The organism is Mycobacterium neglectum (genome assembly GCF_002591975.1).
GTDB classification, from domain to species: domain Bacteria; phylum Actinomycetota; class Actinomycetes; order Mycobacteriales; family Mycobacteriaceae; genus Mycobacterium; species Mycobacterium neglectum.
This window is the reverse complement of the sequence record NZ_NVQE01000002.1, coordinates 1-21,371: the sequence shown is the minus strand read 5'-3', so window position 1 is coordinate 21,371 and position 21,371 is coordinate 1. Positions and strand designations below refer to the sequence as shown.

Here is a 21,371-nt window from a genome sequence, read left to right as displayed (position 1 = left end):
GCTTGATTAGGAGTCGTCGAGCATCTCTTCGAGATCTTCGGCGGTGGGGATGTCCGCGGCGGGCAGGACCAGCGACGCATCGGGAGCCCAGCCCACGTGCACCTGGTCGCCGGGACGCAGCATCGGCAGCTCCTGCTCAGGGCCGACGTGGGCGACGATCGTCGAATCATCCGGTGCCGCCAGCAACAGCCGCACCACCGGACCCTGAAACGTCAGATCCTTGACCGTCGCGGCCACGGTCGCCACGTCTCCGGTCGGCGCGTCGACCGACACGCGGACGCGTTCCGGTCTCACCATCAACGTCGCGTGGCCGCCCGGCTCGATCGTGGTGTCACCGGGGCGGGCCTTCAATGTTGATCCGAGAACGTCGACTTCGACGAAGTCGCGGTTCGTGCGACCGGTCTGCCGACCCGCCCACAAGTTGGCCTGCCCGATGAAGCTGGCGACGAACACCGTCGCGGGGCGGTCGTAGATCTCGGTCGGCGAGCCGATCTGATCGACATTGCCTGCGTTCATGACCGCGATGCGATCGCTCATCGTCAGCGCTTCCTCCTGGTCGTGGGTCACGTAGACGAACGTGATCCCGACCTCGCGCTGAATGCGCTTCAGCTCGAACTGCATCGCATGGCGCAGTTTGAGGTCCAGCGCGCCGAGCGGTTCGTCGAGAAGCAGCGCGCTCGGATAGTTCACGAGCGCACGGGCCAGTGCGACACGCTGCTGCTGGCCGCCCGACAGTTGGGCGGGCCTGCGCTCGGCGAAGTCCGTCAGACGGACGACCTCCAGCAGTTCGTCGACCCGCTTACGGACGTCGGCCTTTTCCAACTTGCGGCTTCGTGGTCCGTACGCGACGTTGTCCCACACCGACATGTGCGGGAACAGCGCGTAGTGCTGGAACACGGTGTTGACGTTGCGTTTGTGCGGCGGCACCCGCGAAACGTCGACCCCCTCGAGCCTGATGGCCCCCTCGGTCGGAGTCTCGAAACCCGCGATCATCCGCAGGGTGGTCGTCTTTCCGCAGCCGGACGGGCCGAGCAGCGAGAAGAACTCACCCGAGGCGATGGAGAAGTCCGCCTCGGTGACCGCTACATAGTCCGAGAAGCGCTTGGTGACATGGTCGATCTCGATGACCGGGCCGCCCTTGGCGCGGTCGGCCGCGTGTTGTCCCGTCGATTGGTCTACGGCGGTGGTGTGTGAGCCGGTCAGAGCGGATCCTCCTCAGAAGCCCCAGAAGCTGTGGATAAACAATCGCCGATCATGCTGACCTTCGCAAGCGATTCCGCAACGAATTTACATATCGACAATCGAATCCTTCGTCAGCTACGCCGAAAACCGAATGAATCCGCTACAGCGAGAGCATGCAGACCCGCGGCCGGACTGGTCCAGCAGCCGGCTGGTTGGGGTGCGCCGCAGCACGCATGATCAGTTTCGCACCGTTCGCCGCTGGGTCGGCGAAATCTGATCACTCGTTTATCCCAATGGCATGCCCGGGTAGTGAGTGGACATGGCAGGAGTGGATGTCTCGGTGTCGTCCGATCTCAGTCCAGAGAAGGCGTGGGAACTCGCGTCCGATCTGAGCCGGTTCGACGAATGGCTCACTATCTTCGGCGGATGGAAGAGCCCCGTTCCTCCGCAGGTCGAGGTCGGCACCACGGTGTCGTCCGCGATCAAGGTGAAGGGGTTCCGCAACACCATCCACTGGCGTGTCACCCGCTACGACGAGCCGAAGGCGATCGAATTGGTTGGCCGCGGAAAACCGGCGGTCTGCATCGCGCTGCGCCTGTGCGTGAAGGAGATACCTGGCTCTTCCGCCGATGTCGCCTCCGGCTCCGAATTCCAGGTGATCGCCGATCTCACCGGCGGCCTGCTCAACACCCCCATCGGCAGCCTGGTCGCCAAGGTCCTCGAGTCCGACGTCCGCAGATCCGTGACGAACCTGGCCGCCCTGCGCTGAGTTGGCGCTCAGCCCCATTCGTGGTTCATGGCACGGGATTCGTAGCGCGCCTCCACGGATTCCGGTTCGGGTGCGCCCAGATGCGAAAACACGATGAGCGCCATGGCCAGCGCGGCCGTCACCGCACCGCCGATGAAGATGATGAAGAAGCTGCTCTCCATCGGCACATCCGTACCGGCGACCACCCGGCTGAGCAGCACCGCAACCAGCGCCGCTGCGGTCGAGCTCCCGATCGTCCTGGCTATCGCGTTCATGCTCGTGGCGATACCCGTCTCGCCGGCCCCGACCTCACTGACGACCAACGCGGGCAGCGCCCCGTAGCCCAGACTGATGTAGGCGTTGGCGAGAATGCCCGCGACCATCACCTGCCACGCCTGCGAGTGAGCGAATGCGATGAACAGAAACCCGGCGATCCCCGCGACGGCCGCGACCATCAGGACGGGGCGAGCACCGAAGCGGTCGATGAACCGGCCGCTGAACAAGGCGATGAGGAAACCCGCGACCACCCCGGGCAACAGGAAGACCACGCTGGCCTCGAGTACCGTCGCGCCGAAGCCATATCCTGCTGCTTCCCTTGGTATTTGGACAAACTGCGTCAAGCCGAGAAAGGCGAAATACAGGCCCATTCCGACGAAAACGGTGGCGAGGTTGGTGAGCAGTATCGGGCGCCGCTTCAGCATCGCGGTCGACACCAGCGGCTGCTTGGCGCGTCGCTCCCACATCCACCAACCGACGAGCACGACCAGACCGCCCGCCGCGCACCCGAGCGTCGCCGGCGACGTCCAGCCCCATGACTGCCCCTGGGTGAGCGCAAGCAGGACCGCCGAAAGCCCCGTTGCGATCCCGACCGCGCCCAGCCAGTCGATCGTCCCGGTGGTGGCCCGTGGCCGACGGGGGACGACGATCACAGCGATCACGATGACGACGACGGTGAACGCTGTGGTCAGCCAGAACACCCGGTGGTAGCCCGCATCACCGCTCATCAACAGCCCCACCACCACGAGACCGGTCCCGCCGCCGAAGCCCAGCGTGCCCGACATCACCGCCATCGCCGACATCAGTCGGTCCTCGGGCAGTTCCTCCCGCAGGATCGCGATGCCCACCGGATACAGCGCGTAGGAGGTGGCCTGGAGAACACGGGCGACGATGAGTAGCGGCAGCGACGTCGTGGTTGCCGCGAGCAGCGAACCGAGGAGGACGACGACAAGGACGATCAGCAGTACGGGTTTCTTGCTGTGCAGATCGGCGAGGCGGCCGATCAACGGAGTCAGGGCGATTGCGGCGAGCAGGTTGGCGGTCACCGCCCAGCTGACCGCAACGTCGGACGCCTGAAGTTGATCGGCGATGACGCCCAGCACGGGGACCACGGCCGTCTGCAAGACGGCGACCGTCAGAACCACGATGCTCAACCCCGCGACAAGCAGCCTCGACCGCCTGCTCGAATCGCCGGGCGTGGTCGACCGGGTCGCATCGGCGTCGACCACGCACCACTCCGATCGTTAGCTCATCTTTGGTTTCGTCCTCGATTATGTGCCTCGGCCTGGGCGGGCCGATGGCCACCCGTCGTGATCGAATGGACCCATGCCGGACAACGGACCGAAAAGCGCGCTGACCGAATCGATTTTCAGCGGGCGCCGTCCCACCCGGGCGGGCGATCTGTCGGTCGAGACGCACGGCATCGCACCGATCGGTGAGGATCAGCGGTACGGAACACCGGGCCGATTGTTCACGGTGTGGTTCGCACCACAGGTGAACATGGCCGGGGTGTTCAGCGGCACACTTGCGATCGTGCTCGGGCTGGGGTTCTGGCTGGGCCTGTTGGCGATGGTGATCGGGACGTTTCTCGGCTCGATAATCGTCGGTTACCTATCCACATGGGGACCGCGCACGGGCACGGGACAGCTGCCGAACTCGCGGATGGCGTTCGGCGGGGCGGTCTTAGTTCCCGGTGTCCTGCAATGGCTTTCGTCGATCGCGTGGACGGCATTGGTCGGGCTCTTTGGCGGCGAGGCATTGGCGGCGTTGCTCGGCGTTCCATTCTGGTTGGCAGTGCTGATCGCGCTCGGGGTACAGGGCGCGGTCGGGATCTTCGGCTACGAGCTGATTCACCGCGTGCAGGCGGTCCTCAGTGTTGTGCTCTTCGTGACGTTCGTGGTTTTCGCGGTGAAACTCGTTGGCGGACATCAGATTGTCACGCCGGCGCTGGTATCAGGAGCCGATCTCGCCGGCGCATTCGTGCTGGAGGTGACCATCGCGTTCAGCCTTGCCGTGTCGTGGGCGAGCTACGCCGCCGACTTCAGCCGCTACCTACCATCGGATTCCTCGAGGGGCCGGGTGTTCGGCTTCACGGTCGCCGGACTCGTGTTGTCGTACACCTTCGTTCAGGGCATAGGGATCGCAGCGGCCGACGTACTGAGCGAGCACACCGCAGAAGGTGTCCGCACGGTGATGGGCGGTGGGCTCCTGGGGGCGCTGGCGCTGGCCATCATCACGATGGCGTCGATCGGTTCAGGTGTCATGAACGACTACAGCGGGTCACTCGCACTGCAGACGATCGGGGTCAAAGTGCGTCGGCCGCTGTCTGCGGTGATTGTCATAGTCTTGGCGTTCGCGCTGATCCTCTGGCTGAATGCCGCAGACACCGCGACGCGATTTCTGGACGTCTTACTGCTCGTGAGCTACTGGATTCCCGCGTTCGTCGCGATCGTCGTGGTCGACTGGGTGTTGCGTATTCGCGGCAGGGCGACCCTCAACCCGGCTCTGGAGCCGACCGACAAGCGCGATGCCGCCGTCGCGGTGGTCGTGTTCGTGGTGGCGTATGGCGCGGCGATCCCTTTCATGAACACGACCATTCTCCAAGGATCGATCGCCGTCGCGTGGCACGGCGCCGACATCGCCTACTACGTCAATGGTTTGGTCGCCGCCGCGCTCTACGGCGGCTACCGATTTGTGCGCAGGCGCGGTGAATCCGGCTGACCCGTGGTGTTGATGAAATCGTCGATCAGATCCACCACCTCGGCCGGCCTTTCGACATGGGGGAAATGACCGACGCCGGCGAGTACCTCCAGCCGGCTTCCCGCACGTGCTTCATGAAGGGCGTGGCCATGCTCGACGGGAATGATGCGGTCCTGGTCGCCCCAGATCACCATCATCGGCATCTCGGCGGTCACGTGCAGTCGGTTCAAGGCACTCACCGCCTGGCCGCGGTGGTCGACGACCGAACGCAGTGTCCGCAGGAAGGCCTGCCGCGTGTCGCCATCGGCCAGCGAGGAATAGGCGCTCCACATCTCGGCACCGCGGGGTGACTGAATCCCGGCACTGGACAGCCACGAGCGCACTTTGTTGCCTGCCGTCAGCACCGGGCGCGGCGCGATCACCGGCAGGATCAGCTCGGCTCCCGGGGCAGACAGCATGCGAAGTGTCCAGCCGACGTCCGGTCCCAGGCCGCCGCTGCTGATGAGGATCAGCCGCTCGCAGAAGTCGGGATGTTGGTACACGAACTGCATGGCGACACCGCCGCCCAACGACTGGCCGATGATCGTCGCCCGCGACACCTCCAACTCGTCGAGCAGGTCTCGCAGCCACACCGCGAACGCGCCCAGCGAGTAGTCCCCGCGCGGCTTCGCGGATTGCCCGTGACCGAGCAGGTCGGGCGCTACGACGCGGTAGTTTCGGGACAGCGGGGGGATCACCGCCCGCCATGTCGCTGAACTGCCTGCCATTCCGTGAATGAGCAGCAGCGTTTCGGGGCCGGTGCCGACGTCCTGGTAGGCCACCCGGTCCCCGTGCAGCTCGAGATACTTCGTCTCACTCACCTGAATTGGTCCCCTCGTGATGTCCAGTCACTATCTACCCGAAAGCGTGGCACGTGAAGCTGGCGTCAGAATTGTGAGATCAACGCACACGGCGGGTTCTCGGTGTATGGCCCATCACATTGGGCTGCGCTCGCCGTCTTCGCCGCCGGAGCCGTGGTGGTGGTGTGGCTCGGCCGACGACAGACCGAGGGGCAGGCGCGCATCTTCGGCCGGGTCGTCGGCGCAATCACGGCGGCGATCTACGCGGCCGCTTTCGTCAACGCGCTGTTCCCGCCCGATCTGCGGTGGTCGGTGCCGCTGCATCTGACCGATCTGGCGACCATGGTGACCGCGTACGCCATGTGGTCGCAGCGGCAGTGGGCCTACGTGTTGACCTACTACTGGGGCCTGGTGCTCAGCGTGCAGGCGTTGATCTCGCCGGTGCTGAGGGGTCCCGACTTTCCGCACTATCAGTTCCTCGGGTTCTGGGCGATCCATCTGCTGGTCGTCTGGGCCGCCATCTACCTCACCTGGGGGCGGGGTATGCGGCCCGGGTGGCGCGGCTATCGGTTCGTCGTGGCGGTGACGGTGACGTGGGTGGTCGTCACCATGACGTTCAACAGCATCGCCGGAAGCAATTACGGCTTCCTCAATGCGAAACCCGGCACTCCGTCATTGCTGGATGTGATGGGGACATGGCCGTGGTACGTGCTGGTGGGGGCCGTGCTCGTGGCGGCGATATGGGCGGCCATGACCTGGCCGTGGGAACGGGGGCGCGGAGGTCAGTCCACCGGGCCGTCCGAATGCTCGTCGGCCAGCTGAGCCACACTCATGCCGTCGACAAGGCGGTCCAGCGCGCCCGTCATCGTCGGGCATTCGCGGGCCGGATGCTCCGTCGGACACTGCAGGGCGTGGGTGAGGAACTGTTGTGCACCTTGGGCCTGCCTGATCACGTCATCGAGTTGATCGATTTGTTCGCGAACGATTTCGCGCCACTGGGGAGCGGGCGCATCGAGGACCGCGGCGGCCGTGTCGAGCGAGACGCCGAGCTGATGAAAGATCTTGATGAACGCCAAGCGGCGGAGGTCTTCGGAGCCGTACATTCGTCGGCCGGCCCGTCGCTGCTGCGGCCGGACCAACCCGCGTTCGTCGTAATAGCGCAGCGCGGACGCGGACAACCCGAGCCGGGCCGCGGCTTCGCCGATCGGAATCAGGTCCATTGCGTTTCATTTGACTTCAAGCCGACTTGAACCTGCAAGCTCGGATGCATGACTGCACCAAAGGCGCTGCCGGTCAACCATCACGCCGACCATCCGGGCTTTTCTGGTCTGACTGGGGCGATCGTCGGCCTGATGCTGCTGTGGATGGGGCGGGCCAATGCGCGACTGGCCTGCCAGCTCACCAACGTCGCGACCGGCGACCGGGTTGTCGACATCGGGTGCGGCCCCGGAGGTGCGGTGAGGGAAGCGGCGCGTCGTGGTGCCCTGGTGACCGGCGTCGACCCAGCGCCGGTGATGCTGCGGCTGGCCCGCACCTTCACCCGGGCCTCCGGCGTCGGGTGGGTCGAGGGCACCGCTGAAAGCGTGCCGCTGCCGGACGGATCGGCGACGGTTTTCTGGTCGCTGGCCACGGTGCACCACTGGCAGGACGTCGGCGCGGGCCTCGGCGAGGCGCACCGGCTTCTGACGCGAAACGGGCGTTTGCTCGCCGTCGAACGCCGAACTCAACCGGGTGCCACGGGGCTGGCCAGCCACGGGTGGACGGGGCAACAGGCGGAATCCTTTGCCACCCAATGCCGAACCGCGGGCTTCGTCGACGTGACGGTTGGTCAGCACGGTCGGGGCCGCCGCGCGGTGTGGTCGGTGAGCGCCACTCGAGGGTGAGGGATTGGCGCGATCGACCTGGGGGTATCTACTGACGGACAGGTAAACCGGCAACGATCCGGAGGTGGTGCATGGCGAGGGCGAAAAGCGGCGACGCCGACGAGGAAGAACGGCAGCGGTTCGCCGACCGCGCGCTCGGGTTTCTCGAAGACATCGTGTACTGGGCGATCGCCGTCGTGCTCGTCATCGGATCCATCGCGCTGCTCGTCGCGCAGTTCAACACGATGCTCGGCCTGCGGAGCGCACCGGCCAAGACTGTCATGCTGGAGGTGCTCGACGGTCTACTGCTGATCTTCATTTTCGTGGAGCTGTTGTACGCCGTCCGCTCGTGCCTTCGGTCCCGTGAGATCGTCGCGGAGCCGTTCCTCATCGTCGGAATTCTGGCCTGTATCAAGGAGATCGTGGTGTTGTCCGTAGAGGCCGCCACGCTGCTCAAGGACGGGCCACAGTTCTCGCGCGCGATCGTCGAGGTCGCGGTGCTCGGCGTAGCCGTGCTGGTACTGGCCGTAGCGGCATACGTGTTGCGTGAGCGTCGACGAAGTGATGCCGACCCGGCCGAAGAAGAAGCGCGCGATGAAGAGGAAGCCGCTTCTGGCTGAGGGGCGTCGCGACGCTTGTGCGAGGATGCGCGAATGGCAACGGAACCTGCGCATTTCACGCGAACCGAGGACGGCGGGTTCATGCCGACCCGTTTTGCGCTGAGCCACTGGGGCGATGATCATCTCAACGGACCCGCTGTCGTGGGCCTGTCCGCACAGGTGCTCGAAAGCCTCTGCGGGTCGCCGGACTTCATGCCGACTCGCCTTACGGTCGACCTGCTGAGGGCGGCCCGGTCGGTGCTCACGACGGTGGACGCACGCGTGGTGCGCGATGGTCGGCGAGTGCGCAGTGCGGAATGTGATGTGGTGCAGGAGGGCCGTACGGTCGCGCGCGCGACGTTGCTCTCCTACCGACGGTCGTCGCCACCACCAGGCGTGCTGTGGTCCGCGCCGATCCCGCACCCGTCGCCGCCACCGCCGGACGATCAGACGATGCCGTTCATCGGTAGCGATGCGGGCTGGACTCGCACACCCGCGGCGCATCAGAACGCCTCACGCAAGAGCTTCTACTACGGAGGCATCAATGTGGTTGCGGGGGAGAAGGTCTCGCCGTTCGTACGGGCCGCGATTGTCGCCGAGGCGACCAGCCTGGTGACGAACCTGGGCACCGAGGGCGTCGGCTATATCAACGGCGACCTGACCGTCGCGTTATCGCGGCTGCCGGTTGACGATTGGATCTGCATTCAGGCCGACTCGCACTGGGCGTCAGACGGAATCGCCGTCGGGACGGCAACCCTGTTCGACCAGGCCGGTGCGTTCGGATCGGGGATGACCACTGCCGTCGCCAACCCGGCGGCGCAGATCGACTTCGCGAACAGGCCGTTTCCGCCGACCGGCGTCAACTACGAATAGCCGGTTCCCCAGCGCCATTGTCACGCTTTGTACGATCGCGTACATGACGGGCGGGCCGGTGGAAGAACAGCGCCTGCGCGACCTCAAGCTTCTGCGCAAGGTCCGCGACCGGATGGACCGCGAATACGCCGAGCCGCTGGATGTCGAGGCGCTCGCGCGCGGGGTGAACATGTCAGCTGGACATCTGTCGCGCCAGTTCAAGAGCGCCTACGGGGAGTCGCCGTACTCCTATCTCATGACCAGGCGCATCGAGCGGGCGATGGCCCTGCTGCGGCGCGGCGATATATCGGTCACCGAGGTCTGCTTCGCCGTCGGCTGCTCGTCGCTGGGCACGTTCAGCACCCGGTTCACCGAGTTGGTCGGCATACCGCCCAGCACCTATCGCGAACAGACGTCCGGCGCTTCGGCAGGCCTACCTCACTGCGTCGAGAAACAGATCACCAGACCGATCAGGAATCGAGAAGCGCCTGCCGTATCGCTGCACATAACGTGAGCGCCATGGACATCACCATCAACTCCAGCATGCTCCCGCACGAGGACCCGGATGCCTCCTTGGCGTTCTACCGCGACACTCTCGGCTTCGAAGTCCGCCTCGACGTCGGCCAGGGAAAGATGCGCTGGATCACGGTCGGGCCTCCCAACCAGCCGGACACCAACGTCGTCCTGTATCCGCCGACCGCCACGCCAGGCCTCACCGAGGATGAACGCCGCCTGATCGCCGAAATGATGGCCAAGGGCACCTACGCCCAGATCAACCTCGCAACCAAGGACCTCGACGCGACCTTCGAGCGTATTCAGGGCGGCGACGCCGACATCGTTCAGGAGCCGACAGAGCAGCCCTACGGCGTGCGCGACTGCGCGTTGCGTGATCCGGCAGGCAACATGATCCGTATCCAGGAGCTGAGCTGAGTGGGTCACGCCGCCGACAGCCATGACCTGATCCGCGTGCACGGCGCGCGCGAGAACAATCTCAAGGACGTCGACGTCGCGCTGCCCAAGCGCCGGCTGACGGTATTCACCGGAGTCTCGGGTTCGGGCAAGAGCTCGTTGGTCTTCGACACAATCGCCGCTGAATCGCAACGGCTGATCAACGAGACCTACAGCGCCTTCGTTCAGGGTTTCATGCCGACGTTGGCGCGGCCTGACGTCGACGTTCTCGAGGGCCTGACGACCGCGATCATCGTGGATCAGCAGCGTATGGGTGCCGACCCCCGCTCCACGGTCGGCACCGCAACCGACACCGGTGCGATGTTACGGATCCTGTTCAGCCGGCTCGGCAAGCCCCATATCGGTTCACCACAAGCATTTTCGTTCAACGTGGCCTCCATCAGCGGAGCCGGGGCCGTCACGATGGAGAAGGGCGGGCGCACCGTCAAGGAGCGCCGTGACTTCAACATCGTCGGCGGTATGTGCCCGCGCTGTGAGGGTCGCGGCAGGGTCAACGACATCGATCTGACCGCGCTGTACGACGACAGCAAGTCGCTCAATGAGGGCGCGCTCACCATTCCTGGGTTCAGCATGGAGGGCTGGTACGGACGAATCTTCAACGGCTGTGGCTTCTTCGACCCAGACAAGCCGATCAGTGAGTTCACCAAGAAGGAACTCGATGCGCTGCTCCACAAGGAGGCGACCAAACTCAAGATCGACGGGGTGAACCTGACCTACCTGGGGCTGATTCCGCAGATAAAGAAGTCCTTCCTGGCCAAGGATGTCGAAGCGATGCAGCCGCACATCCGTGCCTTCGTAGAGCGGGCGGTGACGTTCACGACGTGCCCCGAGTGCGACGGGACCCGGCTGTCCGATACGGCCCGATCCTCGAAGATCGCGGGCCACAGCATCGCCGATGTCTACGCGATGCAGATCAGCGATGTCGCCGAGTGGATCGGCGGTGTCACCGACAAGTCGGTGGCACCGTTGGTGGCGTCCTTGCAGCACACCCTCGACTCGTTCGTCGAGATCGGGCTGGGTTACCTCTCACTGGCCCGCCCGGCCGGAACCTTATCGGGCGGTGAAGCCCAGCGCGTCAAGATGATTCGACATCTCGGATCGGCGCTCACCGATGTCACTTACGTCTTCGACGAGCCGACGGTCGGGTTGCATCCCCACGACATCGCGCGCATGAACGACCTTCTGCTGCAACTGCGCGACAAGGGCAACACCGTCTTGGTCGTGGAACACAAACCTGAAGTGATCGCCATCGCCGATCACGTCGTCGACCTTGGTCCCGGTGCCGGCGGCGACGGCGGCCAGGTCGTCTACGAAGGCACGATCGAGGGGTTGAGGAAGAGCGATACCATCACCGGCCGCCACCTCGACGACCGCGCGGCGCTGCGGGACTCGGTGCGCACATCCTCCGAGGTCATGGAGGTCCGCAGGGCGTCAACGCACAATCTGCAAAAGGTGGACGTCGACATCCCGCTCGGCGTGCTGTGCGTGATCACCGGCGTGGCGGGTTCGGGCAAGAGCTCGTTGATCAGCGGGTCGGTTGCCGGCCGCGACGGCGTCGTGGTGATCGACCAGGCGCCGATCCGCGGTTCACGACGCAGCAATCCGGCGACCTACACCGGACTGCTGGATCCGATCCGAAAGGCGTTCGCGAAAGCCAACGGGGTGAAACCGGCTCTGTTCAGTGCCAATTCCGAGGGCGCATGCCCAACCTGCAACGGGGCCGGAGTCATCTTCACCGAATTGGGTGTCATGGCCACCGTCGAATCGCCCTGCGAGGAGTGTGAGGGCAGGCGTTTTCAAATCTCTGTGTTGGAGTACACGTTCGGCGGTCGCAACATCGCCGAGGTACTGGCGATGTCGATGGCCCACGCGCTTGAATTCTTCGGCGAGGGCGACGCGGCCACCCCGGCCGCGCGCAAGATTCTGGAGCGCCTCGCCGATGTCGGGCTGGGCTACCTGTCGCTCGGTCAGCCGCTGACCACGCTGTCCGGCGGTGAGCGGCAACGGCTCAAACTCGCGTCCCAGATGGGCGACAAGGGCGATATCTATGTACTCGACGAGCCGACCTCGGGTCTGCACCTCGCCGACGTCGAGGAGCTCCTAGGCCTGCTCGACCGCCTGGTCGATGCTGGGAAGTCGGTGCTCGTGATCGAGCACCACCAGGCAGTCATGGCACATGCGGACTGGATCATCGACCTCGGTCCGGGAGCGGGCCACGACGGCGGCCGAGTCGTGTTCGAAGGAACCCCTGCCGACCTCGTCGCCAAGCGAACCACCCTGACCGGCGAACATCTCGCGGAATACGTCGACGCCTGACTAGGATTCGCGGCAAGATGCCGGGCGTGGAATTCGACGTAGATGCGCTGCGGCAGAAATACGCGCAGGAACGGGATCGCCGACTGCGCCCCGACGGCATCGCGCAGTACGTCGAGACCTCAGGTGTGTTCGCTGACTTCGCGAACGACCCCTGGAGTGATGAGGAGTTCACCCGCGAGCCGTTGACCGACGACGTCGACGTCGCGATCATCGGCGCCGGGTTCGGCGGGCTTCTCACCGGGGCCCGGCTCCGGGAACTGGGCGTACAGAGCATCCGGCTGATCGACAAGGCCGCCGACGTCGGCGGCACCTGGTACTGGAATCGATATCCGGGTATCGCCTGCGATGTCGAGTCGTACGTGTACATGCCGCTGCTAGAGGAGTTGGGTTACGTCCCGACCGAGAAGTACGCGAAGGGCCCCGAAATTCTCGCGCACTGCAAGAGCATCGCCGAGCATTACGACCTGTATCGCGACATCTGCCTGCAGACCGAGGTCCACGAGATCCGCTGGGAGGCCGAACTTCAGCGCTGGATCATCGCGACCCATCACGGCGACGCCATTCGCGCCCGCTTCGTCGCGATGGCCAACGGCTATCTGCAGAAGCCGAAACTGCCGGGCATCGAAGGAATCACGGCCTTCGAGGGGCACACGTTTCACACCAGCCGGTGGGACTACGACTACACGGGTTCTGATCTCGGGAAGCTGGCGGACAAGCGAGTCGGGATCATCGGAACCGGCGCCACCGCCATCCAATGCGTGCCCCACATCGCGAAGGCGGTCCAGCAGCTACTCGTCTTCCAACGCACGCCGTCGACCGTCGATGTACGCGGGAACCGACCGACCGATCCGACATGGTCGGAGTCGCTACCGGACGGATGGCAGCGTCGCCGGATAGAGAATTTCCAGCTGCTCACGGCGGGCGGCGAAGCCGACGAGGACCTCGTCGACGACGCATGGACCAGCATCGTCAAGAAGCTCTTCCTGATGCGGCAGACCGCGGTCGAGGGGGTGTCCGACGAAGAGCGCCTACGTGCAGTGGAAATGGCCGACTTCGCCAAGATGGAAGAGATTCGGACCCGCGTCGATTCGATCGTGGCCGATCCCGCGACGGCCGAAGCGCTCAAACCCTGGTACGGGTACTTCTGTAAGCGCCCCTGCTTCCACGACGACTATCTGCAGACGTTCAACCGGGACAACGTGACTCTCGTCGACACCAAAGGCAAGGGCGTCGAGCGCATCACCCGCGGCGGTGTGGTCGTCGACGGTACGGAGCACAACATCGACTGTCTGATCTTCGCAACCGGTTTCGAGGTCGGCACCGACTACTCGCGGCGGACCGGCTTCGAGATCATCGGGCGAGACGCGGTGACACTCACCGAGAAGTGGAGCGACGGCGTGCGAACGCTGCACGGCCTCACCGTCAACGGCTTTCCGAACTGCTTCATCCTGTCCATCGCGCAGTCCGGGTTCACCGTGAATTTTCCGTATCTCCTTGACGTGCAGGCGCGGCACAGCGCGGAGGTGATCGCGTGGGCGCTGAGCAACGACGTCACGCAACTGGAGGCGACGGTCGACGCCGAGTCGTCGTGGGTCGACACGGTGGTCGCACGGACCGGAGCCAGCGCCGAACGGGCCAAAGCCTGCACACCGGGCTACTACAACCGCGAAGGACAGGCGAACGCGAAGACGCGTCAGGGCAGCTTCTTCTACGGCACCCCGACCGAATACGCCGACATTCTCGACGCGTCCCGCGCGGACGGCGCACCGGAAGGGTTCGAGATCCGCACAGGTATCCCTCGATGAGGGGCGCGGCCGATACCTCACCGGTCGTGTTCGGTCTCTGACTCGCCGTGGCGGGTCACCGCGGGTAGTGATCATCGGCGCCGGCTTCGGCGGACTTGCCGCGGCGGTCGCGTTACGCCGCAAGGGTATCGACGATCTGTCGATCATCGAACGCTCCGACGGTGTCGGCGGCACTTGGCGGCAGAACACCTACCCGGGCGCGGCCTGCGACATCCAGAGCCACCTGTACTCCTTCTCGTTCGCGCCGAACCGCAACTGGACCCGTACCTACGCCTATCAGCCCGAGATCCTGTCGTACCTCGAGTCGGTGGCCGATGACTTCGACCTGCGCCGCCACCTCATGCTGGGCACCGGCGTGCAGCGGCTCGTCTGGAGCGAGCTCGATGCGCACTGGGACGTCGAGCTCACCGACGGTCGGACGCTGGTCGCGGACGTCATCGTGAGCGCGGTGGGGTTGTTCGGCGCCGCAAGGTATCCCGAGATCGTGGGCATTACAGAGTTCACCGGCGACCTCATGCACACCTCGCAGTGGAACGCGGACATCGACCTGACCGGCAAGCGGATCGCCGTCATCGGTACCGGGGCCAGCGGGGTGCAGGTCATCCCCGAACTTGCCGAAACCGCAGCGCAGCTGACGGTCTTCCAGCGCACGCCTCCGTGGATGGTGCCCAAAGAGGATCGGCACTACAGCGCTGACGAGCGCACCCGATTCCGCCGGATCCCGTGGGCCGCGTTGCGGGAGCGGTGGCGACTGTGGAAGATGCAGCACGACAACACCGCGTTGACGCCCGACCACCCGAGGATGGCGGTGGTTCAGGAGCTGTCGGAGAACTTTCTGCGGCGCCACGTCACCGACGAGGCAATGCGCGATGCGCTGACCCCTCGGTATCCGTTCCGGTGCAAGCGCGTCCTGCTCGGCGACAAATACTATGTGGCGCTGCAGCGTCCGCACGTCGAACTGGTGACAGATCCGATCGAACGGGTCACCGCGACAGCCGTGATCACCGCAGGCGGTCGAGTGGTCGACATCGACGCGCTAGTGCTCGCAACGGGATTCGAGACCAGCAGCTACCTGTCGGGTCTCGACGTCGTCGGGCTCGGCGGCGAAAGCCTCCACGACCGTTGGGGTCTGGATCCGCAGGCCTACCTCGGTGTCGCCGTGAGCGGTTTTCCGAACTTTTTCATGTTGTATGGACCCAACACCAACCAGGGCGCGAACTCGATCATCTATGTGCTCGAGGCAGGCGCCCGCATGGTCGCCAGCGCGGTAAGCCGGTTGGCCGGGCGAGGCGGCTACCTCGACCTGCGACCTGAAGTCGAATCCCGGTTCAATGAGCAGATTTCCGCAGATCTGGAGCAGACGATCTGGACGCAATGCGACAGCTACTACCGATCGCCGACCGGGCGGATCGTCACCCAGTGGCCGCACTCAGAATTCGACTACGCGAAGGCGACGTGGCGGATACGGTCACGAGACTGGCTCCATCGGACCTGAGCGCAAACCGCTGTCACTGCTCGGTCTTCTTCGAGCGGCGGCCACTCGACGGCTTCTTGGTGACAGGCGCGGCCGACCCACGGGTGGCGAGTCGGCTCAGAGTGGCGACACCCGGCAGCGACGACACAGCGCCGTAGACCTCGTTACCGGTAGCGACGAGCGCTTCGAGTTGCGGCAGTACCGCGTCCATCGTCCGGATCATCGGGTCAGCGAGCGCGAGGTAGCGTTCGGCACGATCGATCGCCGTGTTCAGCCGCTCCGTCGCAATCGCCAGGTTCTCGATCAGATCGGGCAACTGACTCGCGAGCTGTATCGACGCGGGCGGGATGCGCAGCGCTGCGCCGGCGGCGGACTGCGCAGTCTCGGCCGCCTCCCGCGCGGCAGCCTGCGCGCTGTCCGCCGCCGCCTGCGCGGCAGCCACGATGTCTTTAGGGCTGGGAACCTTGCTCGCCATCTATCAACTGTGCCGCACGTTCATTGGACTGTCTGCCCTTTGGTCAATCAGCTGCCCGTTGCAGCGCAACGCCATTGAGGGGGAGTGATGCCGAGCCTCTTCGGCGTCTTTCGTCCTCAAGGCACCAGGCGTTGGCAGTGCGCAGAGAATTCAGACGTTTGCCGGGATACTTGGAGAACTTCAGCACCACCGACACCTAGATCAAGGGGGCGCGCGTGACAGTAGTCGCCATCTATCTCGTCATCACTTTCGGTCTCGGCGGCCTTGCGATGGCGCTGCGCCTGCCGCCTCTGGTGGGGTTCCTGGCGGCGGGGTTCGTCATCAACGCCCTCAATGTCGAGGACATACCGCAACTGGAAGTGCTGGCAGATTTGGGCGTGACACTGTTGCTCTTCGCAATCGGCCTCAAGCTCGACGCCCGCATCCTGCTGCGCCGCGAAGTCTGGTTGACCACCTCCGTGCACATGCTGGTCAGCGTTGTTCTCGGGAGCATCACCCTGTGGCTGGCCGCGGTGGCCGGAGTGGCCATGCTGTCCGGGCAGAGTGTGCAAACGATCGCCTTGCTCGCCTTCGCGCTGTCGTTCTCCAGCACCGTCTTCGTGGTCAAGGTTCTCGAGGAACGGGGCGAATCGCACGCGCTGTATGGCCGCGTCGCCATCGGCATCCTGGTCATGCAGGACATCGTCGCCGTGGTTTTCCTGACTGCGACCAGCGGTCATCTGCCCAGCCCTTGGGCGCTGACGTTGGTCGGCCTGTGGCCGCTGACCCGATTCGTGCGCAAGATCTGGAGTCGCCTGGGACACGGGGAGATGCAGTCGCTGTTCGGGATCGTGATGGCGTTGGTACCCGGATATGCGTTGTTCTCCGCGGTCGGGCTCAAGGGTGACCTCGGCGCTCTGATCATCGGTGTGCTGCTGGCGTCGCACTCGGCTTCCTCCGAGCTGTCACGCTCGCTGTTCCACATCAAGGAACTGCTGCTCGTCGGCTTCTTCGTATCGATCGGCCTGACCGGACTACCCGACCTGCCGACGATCGGCGTCGCGCTGCTGATGGTGCTGCTCCTGCCGTTCAAGGCGGCGTGGTACGTGCTGTTGCTGTCGCGCATGAAGCTGCGGTATCGCACCGCATTGCTCGCCGGACTCGGCCTGATGAACTACTCAGAATTCGGATTGATCGTGGTGTCGGTCGGCGTCTCGGCCGGACTGCTGGCCCAAGCCTGGCTCGTGGAGATGTCGATAGCGGTGGCGCTGAGTTTCGTACTCGCGGCATTCGTAAACGGACGCGGACACCTGATGGTGGAGAAGATCGCGACCCGGCTACCCGCTCAGGACGAAAATGCCCTTGTCCCGGAGGAACGGCCAGCCGACGCCGGCGACGCCGAGGTCGTGGTGATCGGTATGGGCCGCGTCGGGTTCGCCGCCTACCAACGAATGACCGATCACTACGGACTACGGGTCGTCGGTGTCGACTACGACGGGCCACGCGTCGAGCGACTCGCAGCCGAAGGGCTACGCGTCATCGAAGGTGATGCCACCGACCTGGACTTCTGGCACCAACTACGACATTCCGAGTCGGTCCGCATCGCCGTGCTCGCGATGCCACGACACGGCGCCAACGTCACCGCACTCGCATGCCTGCGCGAGTCGGGATTCAGCGGTGAGGTCGCCGCCGTCGCCAGATACGACGACGAGGTGCAGTGGGCGAGGGATCACGGTGTCGACATCGCGTTCAACGTCTATGCCGGCGCGGGCTTGGAGTTGGCCGATCAGGTGGCGGGCAATGGCGTACCCGAACGCGCTCAACCGGCCGACGACGAGCCCAGCGAGTAGTTGGGTGATCCAATAGTCCTACGGCGCAAGATACGTGCCGGAGAACGACCTGCGTGAGTGACTCGCCAACCCGCGCCGGCATTTCTCGACGTCATCTCGTTCAACTACGACGAGACCTCGCGGGTGCAGTCACCGCGCGTGCGAACGAATCTGCCGACGCTCACGTCTATATCAACGTAGGGATCGAGCCATCAAGACCGTGGACGCGATCACAGGTTCACCGGTATGGCAACTTCACGGAAGGGTTTACGACATTGAGCTCCAAGAATGCGGATCTGGCACCCAGCACCGCCGCCATGATGCAACTGATGACGGGCTTTCAGATATCGCAGGCGGTCTACGTGGTGGCCAAGCTGGGAGTGGCGACGATCCTCGAACAGGACGGGCCCAAGACAGTCGCCGAACTCGCGACGCGTACAGAAGCCGCTCCAGAGGCATTGGCACGAATCGTGCGAACCCTTGCGCCGCTTGGCGTCTTTAGCACAGAGGGCGAACTCGTCAGCATCACCCCGATCGGCGCCACCTTGTCGGAGACGCACTCGCAATCGCTGCACGCCTTTGCGCGGCTGTGGATGGAAACCCATTACCTGCCTTTTAGCGAACTGATTCACACCGTCCGCAGCGGTGAACCCGCTTGCAACAAGTACTTTGGCGAGCCACTCTTCGAGTGGCTCGCCCGGGACAGTGAACGGGAAGCATTGTTCAGCCAAGCAATGGCCAACTTGACGTCGACCTTGCGTACGGGCATGTTCGATGGCTATCAGCTCCCACCCGGCCGGGTGGTCGCCGACATCGGTGGATCCAACGGCAGTGTGCTCATCGAGCTCCTGCACCGAGACGGCGACCCCACGCGGCGCGGCATCGTATTCGACCGACCCACCGTTATCTCGAACGCGGAATCCAGTGTCGCCGCTGCGGGTCTCACCGACCGCATCGAACGGATCGGCGGCGACTTTTTCACCGCAGTGCCGAAAGCGGACATCTACGTTCTTGGCTTTATCCTCCACGACTGGAGCGACGAGGAAAGCCGGCGCATTCTCGCGGCTATCGCGTCGGCCGCCGACAAAGGTGCACGTGTGTTGCTCATCGAAGGGGTAGTTCCCCCTGGCGACGAACCTCACTTCATCAAGGCCCTCGACCTTACGATGCTAGGGATGCTGACCGGCAAGGAACGATCCGAATACGAATACCGCGAACTGCTGGCCACCGCGGGATTCACCCTCGACCGGGTGGTCGCGACCGCCAGCCCCTTTTCAATTCTCGAAGCGACTCGGGACTGAACTCACGCGGCCGAGCGCCCCACTGACGCTGAAATGGGGCCCTCTACATCGTGATCGGGCGAATGAAACGCACGATGCGACGTCAAGTACCTAGACGCTGCGAGCCGACTCCGCAGCGTTGATCTAGCCGCGACCGCGGTGAAGTGGATGAACGGGAGAATATATGAGTCGCGAATCTGCTATCCGCGCAACGTTCGCTGACATCGACGCGATGGATGTCGACGGTTTTGTGGGGCGCCTGTCCGAAGATGTAGTGTTTCAGTTCGGTAATGCTGAGCCTGTCGTCGGACGATCGGCCGTTAAAGAGTTTGTCGGACAGTTCTTCTCGACGATCAAAGGCTTGAATCACCACATCAAGAATCTGTGGGATGTGGAGGACACCACGATCGTTCAGATCGACGTCGAGTACCTCCGCATCGACGGGCACTCTGTGACCGTTCCGAATTCCGACATCCTGACCTACGACGGTGATCTGGTGCGAGACTGGCGCATCTATGTCGACATCGCGCCGCTCCACGCCGAGGTGTGACGCCGGTTCGCGAATACGCATGTCATATCGATAGGCGGTTGCCAAACCTTCCTGCCGCTGTCGGTACGGGTGGCGGCTGAGGTGCTCGATCCGTAAATCTGGATAGCCCGTGGCCGAGCACGTCGTAACCACATTCGGCCTTCAGTCCATGCGCGGATCGACGTCTTCTGCGCGTAATGCCAACCAGCAGGGTTTACGCTATCGAGCGTCCCGCACATCGGGTCTTACGAGAGGGTCGGAATGGTTGCTTTCGCCAGGTATACCGCGGTTTTCGCAACGGGCGTACTCGCCGCGGTCGTTTGGGCCGGCTCGGCCTGGGCCGACGGACCGGGCGGTGTGGTTGAGCCTGATGGTGATATCTCCGTGGCCGTAGGCTCCGGTGTGCTCGACGTGGCACTGGTCGGATTCAGCGCGACCGGGCCGACCAATGAGGCGGCGTCGGCGGCCGTGATCGCGGCGTGTCAGCAGGCCGGCGCCCTGGATTGCAGCCGCGACGAGGTGACCAACGACAATTTGTGCATCGTATCCGTCGGCGATGACGGCAGCGGGGTCGTGGCAGGCGGTGCCGGTCCGACGGTGGAGACCGCCCGTGATGATGCGTTCCGGCATGCCCAGGAGGCCAATGCGCCGCTGGATCCGAACGCCCGGATTCTCGCATCGGCGTGCCCGTGACGAGCCCGGTCCGAATGACAGACCAAGTCCCGGTGAGAGGGGTCGGCCAAATGGCCAAGCGCGGAAAGAGTTCGGTGCTGTTGGTGGGCGTGATTGCGGCGTCGCTGATTTCGGCTCCCATCGCAGACGCACGGCAAACCTGTCACGATGCCGGCAGTTTCGTCCGGTGCGAGACCAGTGGGAGCGTGTCGATCAAGGCAGTGCCGACGACACGTGCCCCCCAGCCGGGCCAAGGGTGGCCTAACCGAGGCCGAAGCGGCGTCATCCTGAGCTGGTAAGCGGGATGCGATAACTCAAATGCCGTTGGCCACAGGATAATTCGTCACTGTGACGCATTGGGGCGGGGTGCAGGGAGAAGGGGAGCCCGCGACCTTGGGGGCGGAACACCCGAACAGACTCGGCGTTGGCGAATCCGTCGAGCGCAAGAATCGGTCGTGTGCACATCGGTGAATGGCCGGCCACCAGCCAAAAGCGTAACCCCAGTGCGCATGTGTCACAGACTAATTCGTCACTGTGACAAATTGAGACGGCACGGACGGGAAGGGAAGAGTGGCCAATGCTGACGCCAAAGCCGGTCGACGGAGACATACGCAGGGTTTCGTCGCAGACTCGCCGGATTGGGAGTATGAACCTAGGACCGATGACGCGACTTGCGCGTACGCCAGGTCCCGCGGCGCGGTCGATAGCCCAAGCCGTCACAGAGTGCGGGCGCCCGTCTGTTCCCGGGGTTCGTGCACTTCACGGGGTTCAGCCTGGTCGACAAAGTGCCGATAAGCCACATTATGTCAAGTTAACGTCGCCGTTTTCATCTGATGAATCATGCGGCACCCAAATTGCTGTCCTGTCTCGGTATATCTGGCGGGTTTCGCATTTGACCTGGCGGTTTTCGGTGTGTCACGCATATCTCAGTGAATCTGGCGGCTAATGTCGTACCCCGGCCGTAGTCTCACCTGCGATGACCGAA

20 protein-coding genes are annotated in these 21,371 nt (G+C 64.3%); 15 read left to right on the top strand and 5 right to left on the bottom strand.

Annotated features, from left to right (window positions below):
• Positions 1 to 6 precede the first annotated feature (6 nt).
• A complete protein-coding gene (locus tag CSQ99_RS02045; RefSeq protein WP_099037386.1) occupies positions 7 to 1,125 on the bottom strand; it encodes an ABC transporter ATP-binding protein in 1,119 nt (372 codons plus the stop codon).
• 376 nt (positions 1,126 to 1,501) lie between these two features.
• Here CSQ99_RS02045 and CSQ99_RS02040 point away from each other — a divergent pair, with 376 nt between their 5' ends.
• Positions 1,502 to 1,951, top strand: coding sequence for a type II toxin-antitoxin system Rv0910 family toxin (locus CSQ99_RS02040; protein ID WP_099037598.1), 450 nt, complete (start codon positions 1,502 to 1,504; stop codon positions 1,949 to 1,951).
• Positions 1,952 to 1,959: 8 nt separating this feature from the next.
• On the opposite strand, the gene CSQ99_RS02035 is transcribed toward CSQ99_RS02040, so the two are convergent.
• Complete coding sequence (locus CSQ99_RS02035; RefSeq protein ID WP_099037385.1) at positions 1,960 to 3,435, bottom strand: MFS transporter; 1,476 nt, start codon at positions 3,433 to 3,435, stop codon at positions 1,960 to 1,962.
• Positions 3,436 to 3,532: 97 nt separating this feature from the next.
• Between CSQ99_RS02035 and CSQ99_RS02030 the strand changes: the two genes are divergently transcribed.
• On the top strand, positions 3,533 to 4,927 hold the full coding sequence (locus tag CSQ99_RS02030; protein WP_099037384.1) for a purine-cytosine permease family protein: 1,395 nt from the start codon (positions 3,533 to 3,535) through the stop codon (positions 4,925 to 4,927).
• Here the strand turns inward: CSQ99_RS02030 and CSQ99_RS02025 are convergent.
• A complete protein-coding gene (locus tag CSQ99_RS02025; protein WP_099037383.1) occupies positions 4,891 to 5,766 on the bottom strand; it encodes an alpha/beta fold hydrolase in 876 nt (291 codons plus the stop codon). The two genes, CSQ99_RS02030 and CSQ99_RS02025, sit on opposite strands and share 37 nt — an antisense overlap.
• Before the next feature lie 78 nt (positions 5,767 to 5,844).
• Here CSQ99_RS02025 and CSQ99_RS02020 point away from each other — a divergent pair, with 78 nt between their 5' ends.
• Complete coding sequence (locus CSQ99_RS02020; RefSeq protein WP_342746668.1) at positions 5,845 to 6,567, top strand: YwaF family protein; 723 nt, start codon at positions 5,845 to 5,847, stop codon at positions 6,565 to 6,567.
• On the opposite strand, the gene CSQ99_RS02015 is transcribed toward CSQ99_RS02020, so the two are convergent.
• Positions 6,528 to 6,965, bottom strand: coding sequence for a MerR family transcriptional regulator (locus tag CSQ99_RS02015; RefSeq protein ID WP_099037381.1), 438 nt, complete (start codon positions 6,963 to 6,965; stop codon positions 6,528 to 6,530). The genes CSQ99_RS02020 and CSQ99_RS02015 overlap by 40 nt on opposite strands.
• A gap of 48 nt (positions 6,966 to 7,013) precedes the next feature.
• Between CSQ99_RS02015 and CSQ99_RS02010 the strand changes: the two genes are divergently transcribed.
• From CSQ99_RS02010 to CSQ99_RS01975, 8 genes are all read left to right on the top strand, one after another.
• Positions 7,014 to 7,628 (top strand): class I SAM-dependent methyltransferase, encoded by a 615-nt coding sequence (locus CSQ99_RS02010; RefSeq protein WP_099037380.1) that lies wholly within the window; start codon positions 7,014 to 7,016, stop codon positions 7,626 to 7,628.
• Between the two features lie 71 nt (positions 7,629 to 7,699).
• Positions 7,700 to 8,227: a phosphate-starvation-inducible PsiE family protein gene (locus CSQ99_RS02005; protein ID WP_099037379.1), complete on the top strand. Its 528-nt coding sequence runs from the start codon at positions 7,700 to 7,702 to the stop codon at positions 8,225 to 8,227.
• Positions 8,228 to 8,260: 33 nt separating this feature from the next.
• Entirely contained in the window at positions 8,261 to 9,079 is an 819-nt protein-coding gene (locus CSQ99_RS02000) for an acyl-CoA thioesterase domain-containing protein (protein ID WP_099037378.1), read from the top strand.
• A 43-nt stretch (positions 9,080 to 9,122) separates the two neighbouring features.
• A complete protein-coding gene (locus tag CSQ99_RS01995; RefSeq protein ID WP_099037377.1) occupies positions 9,123 to 9,572 on the top strand; it encodes a helix-turn-helix transcriptional regulator in 450 nt (149 codons plus the stop codon).
• A gap of 5 nt (positions 9,573 to 9,577) precedes the next feature.
• Positions 9,578 to 9,988 carry a VOC family protein gene (locus tag CSQ99_RS01990; protein WP_099037376.1) on the top strand — a complete coding sequence of 137 codons (411 nt, stop codon included), beginning with the start codon at positions 9,578 to 9,580 and terminating at the stop codon, positions 9,986 to 9,988.
• Entirely contained in the window at positions 9,989 to 12,343 is a 2,355-nt protein-coding gene (locus tag CSQ99_RS01985) for an ATP-binding cassette domain-containing protein (RefSeq protein WP_099037375.1), read from the top strand.
• A gap of 17 nt (positions 12,344 to 12,360) precedes the next feature.
• Positions 12,361 to 14,148, top strand: coding sequence for a flavin-containing monooxygenase (locus CSQ99_RS01980; protein WP_099037374.1), 1,788 nt, complete (start codon positions 12,361 to 12,363; stop codon positions 14,146 to 14,148).
• Between the two features lie 37 nt (positions 14,149 to 14,185).
• On the top strand, positions 14,186 to 15,643 hold the full coding sequence (locus CSQ99_RS01975) for a flavin-containing monooxygenase (RefSeq protein ID WP_099037373.1): 1,458 nt from the start codon (positions 14,186 to 14,188) through the stop codon (positions 15,641 to 15,643).
• A gap of 13 nt (positions 15,644 to 15,656) precedes the next feature.
• On the opposite strand, the gene CSQ99_RS01970 is transcribed toward CSQ99_RS01975, so the two are convergent.
• Complete coding sequence (locus CSQ99_RS01970) at positions 15,657 to 16,097, bottom strand: hypothetical protein (protein WP_099037372.1); 441 nt, start codon at positions 16,095 to 16,097, stop codon at positions 15,657 to 15,659.
• 215 nt (positions 16,098 to 16,312) lie between these two features.
• On the opposite strand from CSQ99_RS01970, the gene CSQ99_RS01965 reads away from it, so the two are divergent.
• The 4 genes from CSQ99_RS01965 (at position 16,313) to CSQ99_RS01950 (ending at position 20,407) form a co-directional block, all read left to right on the top strand.
• Positions 16,313 to 17,926, top strand: a complete 1,614-nt coding sequence (locus CSQ99_RS01965; protein WP_099037371.1) for a cation:proton antiporter family protein — start codon at positions 16,313 to 16,315, stop codon at positions 17,924 to 17,926.
• Positions 17,927 to 18,222: 296 nt separating this feature from the next.
• The gene (locus tag CSQ99_RS01960) at positions 18,223 to 19,206 is read left to right on the top strand and encodes a methyltransferase (RefSeq protein WP_342746667.1); all 984 of its coding nucleotides are present in this window, start codon (positions 18,223 to 18,225) and stop codon (positions 19,204 to 19,206) included.
• A gap of 163 nt (positions 19,207 to 19,369) precedes the next feature.
• Complete coding sequence (locus CSQ99_RS01955) at positions 19,370 to 19,735, top strand: nuclear transport factor 2 family protein (RefSeq protein WP_099037369.1); 366 nt, start codon at positions 19,370 to 19,372, stop codon at positions 19,733 to 19,735.
• Between the two features lie 363 nt (positions 19,736 to 20,098).
• Complete coding sequence (locus tag CSQ99_RS01950; RefSeq protein ID WP_342746661.1) at positions 20,099 to 20,407, top strand: DUF4189 domain-containing protein; 309 nt, start codon at positions 20,099 to 20,101, stop codon at positions 20,405 to 20,407.
• The last annotated feature ends 964 nt before the right edge of the window (positions 20,408 to 21,371 follow it).

Bases quoted from the DNA above. Each gene is read 5' to 3' on its own strand.
- CSQ99_RS02040 (WP_099037598.1), top strand. From the start codon at position 1,502: ATGGCAGGAGTGGATGTCTCGGTGTCGTCCGATCTCAGTCCAGAGAAG.
- CSQ99_RS02030 (WP_099037384.1), top strand. From the start codon at position 3,533: ATGCCGGACAACGGACCGAAAAGCGCGCTGACCGAATCGATTTTCAGC.
- CSQ99_RS02015 (WP_099037381.1), bottom strand. From the start codon at position 6,965: ATGGACCTGATTCCGATCGGCGAAGCCGCGGCCCGGCTCGGGTTGTCC.
- CSQ99_RS02010 (WP_099037380.1), top strand. From the start codon at position 7,014: ATGACTGCACCAAAGGCGCTGCCGGTCAACCATCACGCCGACCATCCG.
- CSQ99_RS02005 (WP_099037379.1), top strand. From the start codon at position 7,700: ATGGCGAGGGCGAAAAGCGGCGACGCCGACGAGGAAGAACGGCAGCGG.
- CSQ99_RS02000 (WP_099037378.1), top strand. From the start codon at position 8,261: ATGGCAACGGAACCTGCGCATTTCACGCGAACCGAGGACGGCGGGTTC.
- CSQ99_RS01995 (WP_099037377.1), top strand. From the start codon at position 9,123: ATGACGGGCGGGCCGGTGGAAGAACAGCGCCTGCGCGACCTCAAGCTT.
- CSQ99_RS01990 (WP_099037376.1), top strand. From the start codon at position 9,578: ATGGACATCACCATCAACTCCAGCATGCTCCCGCACGAGGACCCGGAT.
- CSQ99_RS01980 (WP_099037374.1), top strand. From the start codon at position 12,361: ATGCCGGGCGTGGAATTCGACGTAGATGCGCTGCGGCAGAAATACGCG.
- CSQ99_RS01970 (WP_099037372.1), bottom strand. From the start codon at position 16,097: ATGGCGAGCAAGGTTCCCAGCCCTAAAGACATCGTGGCTGCCGCGCAG.
- CSQ99_RS01960 (WP_342746667.1), top strand. From the start codon at position 18,223: ATGATGCAACTGATGACGGGCTTTCAGATATCGCAGGCGGTCTACGTG.
- CSQ99_RS01955 (WP_099037369.1), top strand. From the start codon at position 19,370: ATGAGTCGCGAATCTGCTATCCGCGCAACGTTCGCTGACATCGACGCG.